Raw genomic sequence first — 13,376 nt, 5'->3', positions numbered from 1 at the left:
AAAAGGGAGGTTACAAAAATGAACCAAAAAGAGAACCAGAGAATTCCCATGTGGAAAAAGATTTGCTACGGCTGCGGCGCAGGCGGCGGAAATGTCATGAGCACACTGCTGGCATCCTTCCTGCTGAGCTATTACACGGATACTGCAGGCATTGCGGCGGCAGCGATCGGCACAATGTTCGTTATCTGCCGATTACTGGATGGAGTTACAGACTTTGCCATGGGCGGAATCGTGGATAAAACAAACACAAAGCTGGGTAAAGCGCGTCCCTGGCTGATCATCTGTGCGCCCCTGATGTGCATCGGTATTATTTTGATCCTGAGCGTACCCCAGGGCTGGAGCGAGGCAATGAAGCTTGTGTATGCTTACGTTACATACATTTTCCTGAACTGTATTGTCTACACTATTTTTGGTATTGCCCATACTGCTTTGCTGGCACGTATGACCCGTGACTTTAAGGACCGTAACACAACCTCTACCGTATCTTCTATCTGCAACAACCTGGCAGGTCTGGTAGTTGGATCTATGATCACCGGTCTGCAGATTAAATTTGGCTGGACAGTGACTGGCGTAATCCTCGGAGTTATAGCAGGTGTTTTGATCCTGATCCCAGGACTTACTATTGAAGAAACCGTTGGTATGGATGATGGGAAAGGAAAGCCGCAGAGCTCCATTCCTATGAAAGAGCAGCTTCCGGCTGTTTTAAAGAACAAATACTTCTGGATCGCATTGATCCTTGGAGCGTTGACTCTGTTTGCGAACGCAAATGCGATTGCCGCACAGATCTACTACTGCAACGTTGTTTTAGGAAACCCGATGTTTATGACCGTATTAATGAGCTTTGGCCAGGCGCCTGGTATTGTGATCCTGTTCTTTATGCCATATTTTTCAAACAAGTTTTCCAAGAGAATGTTTATGGCAGGCGGCGCGATCCTGATGATCCTTGGCTTCGGAATCATTGGTCTGGCAGGATCCAATACAACAATGCTTCTGGCAGGAACCATTCTTCGTTCTGTCGGTATCGGACCGATGTTTGCAGGACTTTATGCGTTCTGTGCCGATGCGGCTGATTATGGCGAGTGGAAATATGGAGTACGTTCTGAGGGTCTGATGGCTTCCTCACAGTCTATCGGTTCCAAGATCGGTATCGGTTTCGGTTCCGCCTGCACCGCATGGATCCTGGCTGCAGTTGCCTATGACCCCACCGCTATGACCCAGTCAGATAAGGTTGTTTCTGCGATCCGCTTTGACTATGGATGGCTCGGTGTTATTATCAGCGTGGTTCTCCTGATTGGTGTTCTTCTGATGGATGTTGAGAAGTATCTGCCGGAGATCCGTGCAGCGCTGGGTGAAACCAAGAAACCGAAAATGAGATGACAGGAATTTTAGAACGAGGTGTTTGATATGGAAAAAAAGGTAATTGATGATTATAGCGAATTAAAAGGCTCTTTACAGTTCGGCGGTCCTGCTCCGGAAGGTTCCGAAGGCAAGGGCGGACCAGGGGCAGGAGGGCCTCCGGTTGACTTTAAGCCTCCTATGGCGGACATCAGTTGGGTAAAAAGAAAGTATCTGGATATTCCTTATGCTTCGGAGTCGCCGAACCAGACGCTGGATATCTATCTGCCCGAAGAAGGAGAAGGCCCGTTCCCGGTGCTGTTTCATATCCATGGGGGCGGATTCGGACTGGGGGACAAGCGGGATGACCACATGGATACCTATCTGAAGCTCCTGAAAAAAGGAATAGCCATTGGTTCTATTGAATACCGTCTCAGCGGCGAAGCGAAATTCCCGGCGGCAGTGCTGGATTGCCGGGAGGCCATTCGGTTTATCAAGGAACATGGACCGGAATATCAGTTGGATCCTGCCCATATTGGAGCGATCGGCGGTTCTGCGGGAGGAAATTTAAGCGCGATGCTTGGCATGAATATCCCAAACGGAGAGTTTCCGGGGGAGGAAGGAAAAACATTTGCACGGGATTGTTATGTAAATGTAGCAGTTGACCAGTTCGGACCCATCGATTTTGCCGTTATGGATGATATGGCAAGAGAAAACGGGATCAGCTTTGTGGACCACGACCAGCCCTCCTCTGCGGAAAGCAGCTATATGGGCGGACCGCTTCAGTCTCTGGACCCATCCTATCTTGCACAGGCAAATCCTATCACATATATCAGTGATAAAATGGCGCCCATGCTGGTTCAGCACGGATGTGTAGATAAGTTGGTTCCTTACCGCCAGTCCGTTATTCTGGTAGAGGCGATCCGTGAGAAGGTGGGAGAAGACAGAGTGGAATTTACCACACTTCCCACAGCGGATCATGAGGATAAACAGTATGGAACAGAGGAAAACCTGAATCTGGTCTGGGATTTTGTAAAAAGATATTTATGAACTGACAAATCTGTATGACAGGGGTTTCATAGTATTTCAGGGAGAAAAAAATGGAAAATATTGTGATCACAAATAAGACATTGGAACTGTGTGACTGCAGGGACGCATGGTTTTTCGACGAAAAATACCAGTGTTGGTGCCTGGAGGACATTCTCTATACGGATAAGGCAACAACGCCCAAATTCCAGCGTTTGAGTATCTTTGTGCCGGCGCCGTATATGAAAGAAAACGGAGAGATTGATCCGAATGGTGAAAAGAACGGCTATACGGCAAAGACTGTTCCGGTCATTTTTGAAAATAATTCTGCCGGATATATGCAGATGCCTCACGTATGGCTGGATGGACCGCGCTGTTATGCGCATCCGTACCTGGAAAAAGGCTATGTTTATGTATCCTGCGGAAACCGCGGACACGAGTCCAAAAATGAAAAAGGAGAGTTCTGCGGCAGATCGCCCATTAATCTGGTGGATCTAAAGACCGGCATCCGTTTTCTCCGGCACAATGCAAAGTATCTGCCGGGGGATTTTAGCCGTCTGATTTCCGTTGGCTGGTCTGCGGGCGGCGCTATGTCAACCCTGCTGGCAGTGACAGGAAATAATAAGAATTTTGACTCATATCTGGAAGAAAACGGCGCTTTCATGGACGAGAGCGATGCGGTTTATGCGTCCCAGATCTACTGCCCTATCGTGGATCTGGAGCATGCGGACCTCGCCTATGAGTGGATGTTTTGCGCGGATCATGAAAATGAGGCCTCTCCGGCCGGGCCGGCAGGTGTCATGACACCATTTGAGGAGGCTCTGTCAGAGCTGTTAAAAAAGGATTACATTGCATATTTCAACAGCCTGAAGCTGAAAAATCCTGAAGACGGAAGCGATTTAAACATCGGTGAGGACGGAAGGAGCGGAAGCGGATATGAATATCTTATGAAAAAACTGAATGAGTCCGCGACCATTTTTCTGACAAAACTAGGAAATGGTGAGCTGCCGGAAACCTATTCGGTGGAGGATTATCTGAAAGGGAATTACACATATGAAGTACCTGCTCCTGCACCGGGGCCGGGACCTGATGGTCCGGACGATGCGGAGCTGATGCGGGGACATGCCGGTCCGGGAGTTGCACTTCAGAAGATGGATCAGAAGCCGATGGAGCCGCCGACACTGGGAGATATGGTTTCCAGACCGCCAAAAGGAGCGCCTTATCATCCGTTTGTACCGCCGATGATGGAGGTTCCGGGAAAAGATAAAGCATCCTGGCTGTCCTGGGACGGCAAAAAGGCTGAGATTTCAGACCTGGATACTTATGTGCTGAACCACCGCAGAAGAATGAAACCATGTACCTCCTTTGACATTCTGAAAGGGGACAGCGGTGAGAATAAAGTATTCGGTACAAAGACTATTCCGGCACTGCATTTTAACAGCCGGATCACAGATGCGATCGAGGCGCTGAAGGAACGGTTCCCGGAGGAATATGAGAGATATCATGCTTCCTATGAAGCCGTAAGAGGCGATGAGGAGCTAGCGAGAAAGGTCTATCTGATCAATCCGTTAAATTATATTGCAACAGAAGAGAAGAGTGATGCACCGGAGTTTTACCGTATCCGGGTAGGCGCCAGTGATGCGGATACTTCCTTATCCGTAAGCATGACGCTGGCATTGAAGATTGCCGCTGCAGGAAAAAAGGTAGATTATCAGATGGTTTGGGATCAGCCGCATTGTGAAGCGGATTATCCGGGCGAAGTAATAGAGTGGATCGAAAAAATCTGCAGGAACTGACCGCAGGAGGAAAAAACAGTGATTGATTTAAAAAAACAGCCTTTTTATCTCAATGAGGAGCAGATCCGGTGGGTGAGGGATACAAGGGACAGTCTGACAACCGAGCAGAAGGTGGGACAGCTATTCTGTGTTATGGGCGGTGATTATTCACCAGAAGAGTTAAAAGAACTTGTAAAAGAAAGCAGAGTCGGCGGAATTTTATTCCGCCCGGCTCCTTCCGGGGATATCCGCGCATGGTACCGTCCGTTGGATGAAGTCGCTCGGGTGCCGCTTTTAAAAGCCGCCAATCTGGAAGAGGGCGGCGCGGGAGCCATCAGTGACGGCACGCTGTTCGGATGGCCAATGCTTGTGGCTGCTGCAGAGGATGACGAAATGGTAGAGAAGTTTGCCAGAGTATGTGCTGCAGAAGGGCAGAGTGTTGGGGTCAACTGGACGTTTTCTCCTGTCAGCGACCTGGATCTGAATTACCTGAATCCTATTACCAATGTCAGGACATACGGCAGCGACAAGGAGCGGGTAAAAAGGAATACGCAGATTTTTGTGAAGACTGTGCAGGAGCATGGGGTTGCTGCCTGCGCAAAGCATTATCCGGGTGATGGCGTGGATTACAGGGACCAGCACCTTCATCCCACTTATAACAGCCTTCCGGCAAAGGAATGGTATGAGTCTTACGGGGAAATTTATCAAAATATGATCGACCATGATCTTTTGAGCATCATGGTGGGACATATTGTGCAGCCTTATGTGGCGCAGGAGATCAATCCGCAGCTTACACTGGAAGAATGCCTTCCGGCATCTATGAGCAAAGAACTGCTGACCGGAGTGCTTCGTAAAAAGTTTGGATTTAACGGGCTTATTACCACAGATGCCACGATCATGGGCGGATACTGCATGGCAATGGAGAGAAGAAAAGCAATTCCGCTTTCCATTATGGCAGGCTGTGACATGCTTGTTTTTAACACGGATTTTCATGAGGATTACAGGTATTTGATGGACGGGCTGCGGGACGGCCTTTTGACACAGGAGCGTTTGGATGAGGCGGTGACCAGAGTTCTGGCGCTGAAAGTGAAGGCTTGCAGGATAGGGGAAGCGCCCATCCAGCCGGATGTGATCCATGCTGCCGCATGGCACAGGGAGTGCGCGGAAAAATCGGTGACGCTGGTAAAACAGCTCCAGCCGGAGGTGCTGCCTGTCTCAAAGGAAAAGTATGACAGTATCCGTCTGATCACATTGGGAAAGGACGAGATTCCCGGGGGAAGTATGACAGCCGTTGCAAAGAAATACCTGGAAGACAGAGGCTTTGATGTGGAACTATATCAGCCGTTTGAAGATGACCTTCACGGAACCGCGGGGCTTTCTGGAAAGAGACTGACGCTGTATCTCGCCAATTATGAACAAGCCAGCAACCAGACGACCGTGCGTATCCAATGGTGTATGAAACATGCGCTGGATATGCCAAGATATGTGAATGAGGAGCCAAGTGTTTTTGTTTCTTTCTCTAATCCATATAATCTTCAGGATGTACCGCGGGTGAAGACCTATATCAATGCATATACGGCAACGGAGACAGTGATTGAAGTGGTACTGGAAAAGCTTATGGGACAGAGCGGTTTTACGGGCGTCAGCCCGGTGGACCCGTTCTGCGGTCTGATAGATACAAGATTTTAGGAGGAGCAAGTTATGAGATTGCAGAAAAAAGCAGTGATTTTTGACCTGGACGGAGTGATCTGTTTTACAGACCGGTTCCATTATCAGGCATGGAAGACATTGGCGGACAGTCTGGATATTTATTTTGATGAGAAGATCAACAACCGGCTCCGGGGTGTCAGCCGTATGGCAAGTCTGGAGATCATTCTGGAAAAAGCAAAGAAAGAATACACGCAGGAGGAGAAAAAACTTTTTGCAGAGAAGAAGAACGATCTCTACAGAGACCTGCTGAAGAATATGAGTCCTGCAGATCTAAGCGAAGAGGTGCGGGACACTTTGCAGGAGCTGAGAAAACGGGGATATAGGTTGGCGATCGGTTCATCCAGTAAAAATACAAAATTCATACTGGAACGGATCGGATTGGATGGCTTTTTCGACGCGGTTGCTGACGGAACAGATATTACCCATTCAAAACCGTCTCCGGAGGTCTTTCTGGTGGCTGCTGAGAAGCTTGGGGAAAAGCCGGAAGATTGCGCTGTGGTGGAGGATGCAAGGGCTGGAATTGAGGCGGCAAAAGCGGCTGGAATGACGGCACTGGCGTTGTTTGGAGATGCGAAGGAATGTGGCCTGGAGGACTATGATCTGACGGGATTTGGCAATCTTTTGGATCTTTTGCAATAAGAGCCGGGAAGGAGCGGCGAATCGCCGGATCTTACAAAGGCAGATGACTGGTTACAAATACGGGAGGTATTAGCATGTCAAAAGTATATGATTTGCGTTCTGCACTGGAATTGCTGGAAAGTATTCCGGGACAGTTGGTGCAGACAGATGTAGAAGTAGATCCGAAAGGAGAATTGTCGGGAGTGTACCGCCATGTAGGCGCAGGTGGGACCGTTGAGCGTCCCACCAAAGAAGGCCCGGCGATGATCTTCAATAATATCAAAGGTCACGAAGGCGCAAGAGTTGTCACGGGTCTTCTGGCGAGCAGGAAAAGAGTAGGGTATCTTCTGGACTGTGATCCGAAGAAGCTGGGATTTTTGTTAAAGGACAGTGTTACAAATCCGGTTAAACCTGTGGTGATCCCCAATGAACAGGCAAAATGCCAGGAGATCGTCCATTATGCGACAGAGGAAGGCTTTGATGTGCGCAAGCTTGTTCCTGCACCTACCAATACTCTGGAGGACGCAGGCCCGTATATCACTCTGGGAATGTGCTATGCGTCAAATCCCGAAACAGGGGACTCCGATGTAACGATCCACAGAATGTGCCTGCAGTCTAAGGATGAAATTTCCATTTTCCTGCAGCCCGGAGCAAGGCATATTGGCTATTTCCGCGAGCTTGCGGAAGCAGCAGGAAAGCCCCTGCCGATCTCCATCAGCATTGGCGTGGATCCGGCCATTGAGATTGCATCTTGTTTTGAACCGCCCACAACGCCTCTTGGCTACGATGAGCTGCAGGCTGCCGGAGCTATCCGCAAGGCCCCGGTAGAAATGGTACAGTGCCTGACTATCAAGGAAAAGGCAATCGCGAATGCGGAGTACGTTATTGAAGGCGAGATACTTCCAAATGTCCGTGTGCGGGAAGACCAGAATACCGATACAGGAAAAGCTATGCCGGAATTTCCGGGATACTGCGGCCCGGCAAATCCGGAGCTTCCGATCATCAAGGTAAAAGCGGTGACAACACGCAGAAACCCCATCATGCAGACCTGTATCGGGCCAAGCGAGGAGCATGTATCCATGGCTGGCATTCCTACAGAGGCAAGTATCCTCTCTATGGTGGAAAAGGCCATGCCGGGCAAGCTTCAGAACGTATACTGTGCATCCAGCGGCGGAGGAAAATATATTGCGGTCATGCAGTTTAAGAAATCCGTACCTTCCGATGAGGGACGGCAGAGACAGGCGGCGCTTCTGGCATTCAGTGCGTTTGCTGAGCTGAAGCACGTATTTCTCGTAGATGAGGATGTGGACTGCTTTGATATAAAGGATGTCATGTGGGCAATGACTACCCGCTTCCAGGCAGATATCGACATGATCCCGATTCCTGGCGTGCAGTGTCACCCTCTTGATCCATCCAATAACCCTAAATATTCCAGCCATATCAGAGGAACAGGCGTTGCCTGCAAGGTAATCTTCGACTGTACCGTTCCATTTGACCAGAAAGCTCGTTTTGAACGGGCAAAATTTATGGAGGTGGATCCGAAGCATTGGCTGCCGGATTTTGAGGGATGATGAATATGAAAAAACGTTTGTTGATCGGCATGAGCGGTGCGTCCGGTGCGCCGATAGCAGTGGAATTGCTGCGGCAATTACAAAAGCAGGAATCCGTGGAGACCCATTTGATCATTACCAGAGGAGCGGAACTGACATTGTGTCAGGAGACAGAGCTGTCATTAGATGAGGTAAAGCACCTGGCGGATGTGTATTATGAAAATGACAAGATTGGGGCGAGACCGGCGTCAGGAAGCTTTCGGATGGAAGGGATGATTATTGTTCCTTGCTCCATGAAGACAGTTGCGGGAATCGTATCCGGGTACAGTGAAAATCTTTTGCTGCGCGCGGCTGACGTCATGCTCAAAGAACACCGGAAGCTGGTACTGGTGGCGAGAGAATCACCCCTCAGCACCATACATTTAAGGAATCTTTATGAAATGAGCCAAATCGGAGGAATCATCATGCCGCCCATGATGACTTACTACAATCATCCAAAGACGATTGAGGACTGTACCAGGCATACGGTGCAGAGGATACTGCGGCAGTTTGATCTGAATGAGGATTGTTATGAGTGGGAAGGAATGTAGCAAAACAATCTCTGTGCTGGGGCATGGGATTACGATTGACGTATACGATACCGGGGCAGGCATCAATATTTTGATCGAAGGCGGCGAAAAGGGGCATATTGGAGCAGTCACTGTGGCTGAGTCAGGAAAAGTAGTGGCAGAAGTCTCTTTTCCATCTCACAAAGATGGAATCGTATGTAAAAAATGGGCCGAGACAGTCAGCCGGTCCGTCTGTGACCCTGTGGTGGTGGAAGCCGGTATTCACTATGATAATATCACGAGGGAGGAAATCCAGGAGGTGCTTGGGGCGCTGGATAAAGAGCTGGAGTATCTGCTGGATCAGCTAAAGCTTACCGCGGTCAGTACGGCAGCCACCAGCCAGCGGCGACTGTAGGCCCGGCGATCCTGGCAATGGGGTGTCCAGAGGAACTGGACGCCTTTTTTATTGCGGTATTTCTGCTCTATGATTATGTCCTTCGGATTAAATTGACTTAATAGGATAAGAATGTGTTATAATGGATTAAAAAGAAGGCAAGATGGTTGAGGCAAGAAAAATATGAGACTTCTATTAGCTGAGAATTTTATCCAATTATCGGTGGAGGATGATGGAATCGGTATGGGTATAAAAAACAGGAGGAAAAATAAAATGAGAAAAACAAATTTATTTAATGGGAAAAATGTGCTGGCAGCAGGTATCCTGGGTGTGATGATCGTATTTGGTGCGAATACGGCGCTGGCAGCAGAGGAAAAGGCAGTTGTTCAGAATGCAGGAGGCGCTGCAGTGGATGCAGAGGGAGCAGAAGAAATTGCTTTCGCGGATGCCGGAGTTACTGCCGACAAAGCAGAGCGCCTGCGTACAAAGGCGGAACGGGAAAATGGGGAATCGGTTTATGAGGTATCCTTTACTGTGGATGGGATTGAATACGAGTACATGATCAGAGAAGATGACGGAACGATTCTGGAATGGGAAATGGATGGCAGAGATATCGGGGATGCAGTAGCAGAAGAGAGCCTGAAAGACAGTTTAAAGGAAGCAGCAGATTCTAATAAGGAGTCAGCGGCAAGTAAGGATACGCTGATCGGTCTGGAAAAAGCCAAAGAAATTGCGCTCTCGGATGCGGGCCTTGATGCTGCAAAGGTAAGCTTCTCGAAAATCAAATTTGAAAAAGGCAACCATGAGGTAGTTTACGAAGTAGAGTTTTACCAGGACAGAGACGAGTTTGAATACACAATTGATGCCTACAGCGGAGAAGTACTTAAGATGGAGCGGGATTAAAGGTACAGAGGGGAGAAAAGATATGATTGCATTTTTGACAAGCAGTCCGGCAGGAGCGCTGGACGGAAGCCGTGAGGTGAACGGGCTGGATGAAAAGAACAGCTTTGTGGAAAACCTCAGAAAATACTGGAAAAAGGATGCGCGCTGCCTTATGATCACAGCGGCACCGGAAGAATACGATAGAAATGACAATATGACAGCCGATTTTGAGGAAGCCGTAAAAAAAGCAGGGCTTACCGTGGCAGCATTTGATCTGTGGGATGCAAGAACCGGGAATGTATCGAAGGCTGCATTGCATTCGTATGACGCGATATTCCTGGGAGGCGGGCATGTCCCTACACAGAACAGGTTTTTCCGTGAGATTGGTCTGCGGGAAAATATCAGGGATTTTAAGGGAATTGTTATAGGTATCAGTGCGGGGACCATGAACAGTGCAGATGTGGTATATGCTCAGCCGGAGCTTCCCGGGGAAGCTGCAGATCCTGCCTATGTCCGCTTTCTGACAGGGCTTGGTCTGACAAAAACCATGATTCTTCCACATTACCAGATGGTGAAGGACTATGAACTGGACGGAAAGCGGCTGTATGAGGATATCACCTACGGCGACAGCTATGGAAGGCATTTTCTTGTTCTGCCGGATGGGAGCTATCTGCTGATACAGGACGGAGTGGAAACTGTATGGGGAGAAGCATATCAGATTGCGGACGGAAAAATCACCGGAATTTGTGAGGATGAATGTAATATGAAGTATGATCAGGCATAGGGAAAAGGCGTGAAAGAGGAGTGCAGACTCCTCTTTTTAATTATCAATTTATAAAAAAATCTGGTATCTCGTATTAAAATATGGTAAAATCTATGTTAAGTCTACGTTAAGCAGATTGATAATGAAAAATAGCAGCGATACCCGCCGTTTTTATGGAGCGAGGAACGAGCGAAATAAAAAATACAACTGATAAATGGTAGAATCGAGCAGATATGAATATTTTTAATGTGATTTCTATTTTGGGCGGCCTGTCTATGTTCCTTTTTGGAATGCGCATGATGGGCGATGGATTAAAGGAAAGTTCTTCAGGCACATTGAAGAAGGCAATGGAAAAGCTTACCAGTACCCCTGTTAAGGCTTTTTTATGGGCTTGTTAATGACTGCACTCATTCAGTCCTCAACCGCAACGATCGTCATTACGTCCGGACTTGTGGGGGCGGGAATCATACCCCTTAGTCAGTCATTGGGAATTATTATCGGAGCAAACGTTGGTACAACAGTTACCGGGCAGATTATCAGGCTTTTGGATCTGAATTCGTCAGGTGCTTCTTTTTTGCAGTTTTTGAAGCCATCTACGCTGGCGCCGCTTGCAATGATCGTTGGTATTATTCTGATCATGGGCAAGAAATTCAGAGGCTCTGAAAAAGCAGGAAGGATCGTGATCGGCTTTGGTATTTTGTTTTCCGGACTTTTGAACATGACAGACGCAGTAAGCGGTCTGACAGAAAGCGGTATCATTGAAAAGCTGTTTTCAAATCTGGGACAGAATCCTTTGATTGGTTATGTGGTTGGAGCTGGAGTGGCTTTTGTTTTGCAGAGCTCTTCTGCAACCATCGGTATTTTACAGGCGTTTTCCACTTCGGGACAGCTTACCTTTGGTTCCATTTATGCGGTTTTGGTGGGTATTTATCTGGGCGACTGTGTGACAACGGCGATAGTCTGTAATATCGGAGCGAAGCCGGATGCAAAAAGGGTAGGGGTTGTCAACATACTGTTTAACCTGAGCGAGTCGGTGGTTGTTTTGACAGTAGTTACGGTGATCCATAAGCTTGGACTGCTGGATGCTATATGGAACAGCACTATTCATTCCGGCGGTATTGCCAATACGAACACGATTTTCAATTTGGCATGTGCGATCCTGTTGTTCCCGGCATTAAAGTCTTATGAGCGGCTTAGCCATAGAATCGTGAAGGATGAGGCGGTTTCTGTCGGCAAGGTTGATGAGATGCTGGACGCTCTGAATCCTGTATTTGCCGGAACACCGGCCCTTGCATTTGCCCGCTGTTACGATGTGCTTCTGGTGATGTACAGGATGGCACGCACGAATATCGACCGTGCATTTGAGATCATTACAAAATATGATGAAAAAACAGCGGCACAGATTGCAGAAGATGAAAATTATATTGACATGATGGCGGACCGGGTCAGCAATTATCTGATTCAGATTTCCACCAAGATCACTGCGCCGGAGCATGTGGAGATCATGAACCATTATTATTCAGGAATTACGGAATTTGAGCGGCTGGGCGATCATGCGATGAACATCAAAGAGATTGCGGAAGCCATGTATAAAAATGAGGCTGCTTTTTCAGAGACTGCTTTGGCAGAGTTGGATGTGCTACATGATCTGATCGGTACGATCCTGGATTATACGCACGATGCTTTTGAAAAGAGGGATTTGTCTTCCGCCCGCCATATAGAACCTCTGGAAGAGGTGGTAGATGATATGGTAGGAGTTTTGAATGACAATCATTTAGAGCGGCTTCGGGAAGGTGTGTGCGGTGTGTATGCAGGTACGGAGTTTTTGAATCTGCTTTCCGAGATAGAACGTATTTCGGATATTTGCTCTAACGTGGGCGTGGCAACCGTTGCGAGAGTGCAGCCTGAAATGAGGCATCAGATACACGAATATGTCTCCATGCTGCATTCCGGCAGGGATGAAGCGTTTAACCGTGAGTACCAGGAGGCACATGATCGGTATTTCGGGCTTTTGAAGGAATAATACATAAGAATAATGGGTCGATGAAATCGCGGTCTGTTAAGAAATACAGTCGCTCTCTGTTGAGAGCGGCTGTTTGCATTGAGAGAAATCTATCGCATTGCAACTCCTTGCTTAAACAGTAAAATCGCTAGGTCAGATGCTCCTGGAGATTTTCATCCTCGTAGTCAAAAATACAGCGTTCATAGGAATTGATCACGTGGGTATCCATATATTTGTCATAGCGTTTCTGGTTTCGGTTGTATGACATATGAACATGACCATGAAGAAAAAATCTTGGTTTGTATTTTTCCATCAGCTTTAAAAAGACTTTAAAGCCCTGGTGAGGCAGGTCACGGGCATCATTGAGCTGATATGCCGGGGCATGAGTCACCAGAATATCAAACCCTTTATGGCGGAGAAGCTGAAACCAAAGCTTCCCTACTCTCAGGCGCATATCACGTTCCGTGTACTGGTGAGGACCGCCGGAATAAAGCATGGAGCCGCCCAGTCCCAGAATGCGTATGCCTTCATGGACGTATATTTTATCTTCGATATCAATGCACCCTTCCGGGGGAGTATGCTGGTACTTGGCATCGTGGTTTCCATGTACATAAAGCACGGGAACATTACAAAAAGTGGCCAGAAATGACAGATAATGGGGATCTAAATCCCCACATGAAATAACCAGGTCAATTCCCTCCAATTTGCTCTTCTCAAAGAAATCCCAGAGATATTTGGATTCCTCGTCAGCAATTGCAAGTATCTTCATTTAT

General features: G+C 48.0%; 12 protein-coding genes and 1 pseudogene. 12 read left to right on the top strand and 1 reads right to left on the bottom strand.

Annotated elements, in window-relative coordinates:
* Positions 1-18 precede the first annotated feature (18 nt).
* The 12 genes and pseudogenes from ACESZH_RS09435 to ACESZH_RS09380 all read left to right on the top strand — a co-directional run bounded on the left by ACESZH_RS09435 (position 19) and on the right by ACESZH_RS09380 (position 12,624).
* Complete coding sequence (locus ACESZH_RS09435) at positions 19-1,377, top strand: MFS transporter (RefSeq protein WP_373214580.1); 1,359 nt, start codon at positions 19-21, stop codon at positions 1,375-1,377.
* A gap of 27 nt (positions 1,378-1,404) precedes the next feature.
* Positions 1,405-2,385 (top strand): alpha/beta hydrolase fold domain-containing protein, encoded by a 981-nt coding sequence (locus ACESZH_RS09430; protein WP_373214581.1) that lies wholly within the window; start codon positions 1,405-1,407, stop codon positions 2,383-2,385.
* A 50-nt stretch (positions 2,386-2,435) separates the two neighbouring features.
* Positions 2,436-4,157, top strand: coding sequence for a hypothetical protein (locus ACESZH_RS09425; RefSeq protein ID WP_373214583.1), 1,722 nt, complete (start codon positions 2,436-2,438; stop codon positions 4,155-4,157).
* Positions 4,158-4,175: 18 nt separating this feature from the next.
* Positions 4,176-5,825 carry a glycoside hydrolase family 3 protein gene (locus ACESZH_RS09420; protein ID WP_373214584.1) on the top strand — a complete coding sequence of 550 codons (1,650 nt, stop codon included), beginning with the start codon at positions 4,176-4,178 and terminating at the stop codon, positions 5,823-5,825.
* Between the two features lie 12 nt (positions 5,826-5,837).
* Positions 5,838-6,485 (top strand): beta-phosphoglucomutase, encoded by a 648-nt coding sequence (gene pgmB, locus ACESZH_RS09415; RefSeq protein WP_373214587.1) that lies wholly within the window; start codon positions 5,838-5,840, stop codon positions 6,483-6,485.
* 74 nt (positions 6,486-6,559) lie between these two features.
* Entirely contained in the window at positions 6,560-8,035 is a 1,476-nt protein-coding gene (locus tag ACESZH_RS09410; protein ID WP_373214589.1) for a UbiD family decarboxylase, read from the top strand.
* 5 nt (positions 8,036-8,040) lie between these two features.
* Positions 8,041-8,604 (top strand): UbiX family flavin prenyltransferase, encoded by a 564-nt coding sequence (locus ACESZH_RS09405; RefSeq protein WP_373214592.1) that lies wholly within the window; start codon positions 8,041-8,043, stop codon positions 8,602-8,604.
* Complete coding sequence (locus tag ACESZH_RS09400) at positions 8,585-8,977, top strand: hypothetical protein (RefSeq protein WP_373214595.1); 393 nt, start codon at positions 8,585-8,587, stop codon at positions 8,975-8,977. Before ACESZH_RS09405 ends, ACESZH_RS09400 begins: the two co-directional genes overlap by 20 nt.
* Before the next feature lie 252 nt (positions 8,978-9,229).
* Positions 9,230-9,859: a PepSY domain-containing protein gene (locus ACESZH_RS09395; protein ID WP_373214597.1), complete on the top strand. Its 630-nt coding sequence runs from the start codon at positions 9,230-9,232 to the stop codon at positions 9,857-9,859.
* A gap of 22 nt (positions 9,860-9,881) precedes the next feature.
* Positions 9,882-10,622 (top strand): Type 1 glutamine amidotransferase-like domain-containing protein, encoded by a 741-nt coding sequence (locus ACESZH_RS09390; RefSeq protein WP_373214599.1) that lies wholly within the window; start codon positions 9,882-9,884, stop codon positions 10,620-10,622.
* Positions 10,623-10,834: 212 nt separating this feature from the next.
* A pseudogene (locus ACESZH_RS09385) lies at positions 10,835-11,736 on the top strand (Na/Pi cotransporter family protein); the annotation flags it as partial.
* A 111-nt stretch (positions 11,737-11,847) separates the two neighbouring features.
* A complete protein-coding gene (locus tag ACESZH_RS09380) occupies positions 11,848-12,624 on the top strand; it encodes a PhoU domain-containing protein (RefSeq protein WP_373219890.1) in 777 nt (258 codons plus the stop codon).
* Between the two features lie 127 nt (positions 12,625-12,751).
* On the opposite strand, the gene ACESZH_RS09375 is transcribed toward ACESZH_RS09380, so the two are convergent.
* Positions 12,752-13,372 (bottom strand): metallophosphoesterase, encoded by a 621-nt coding sequence (locus ACESZH_RS09375; RefSeq protein ID WP_373214602.1) that lies wholly within the window; start codon positions 13,370-13,372, stop codon positions 12,752-12,754.
* Between the last annotated feature and the right edge of the window lie 4 nt (positions 13,373-13,376).

The organism is Ruminococcus sp. 5_1_39BFAA, from assembly GCF_964240875.1.
Classification (GTDB): domain Bacteria; phylum Bacillota; class Clostridia; order Lachnospirales; family Lachnospiraceae; genus Blautia_A.
This window is presented reverse-complemented; position numbering and strand designations above follow the sequence as displayed.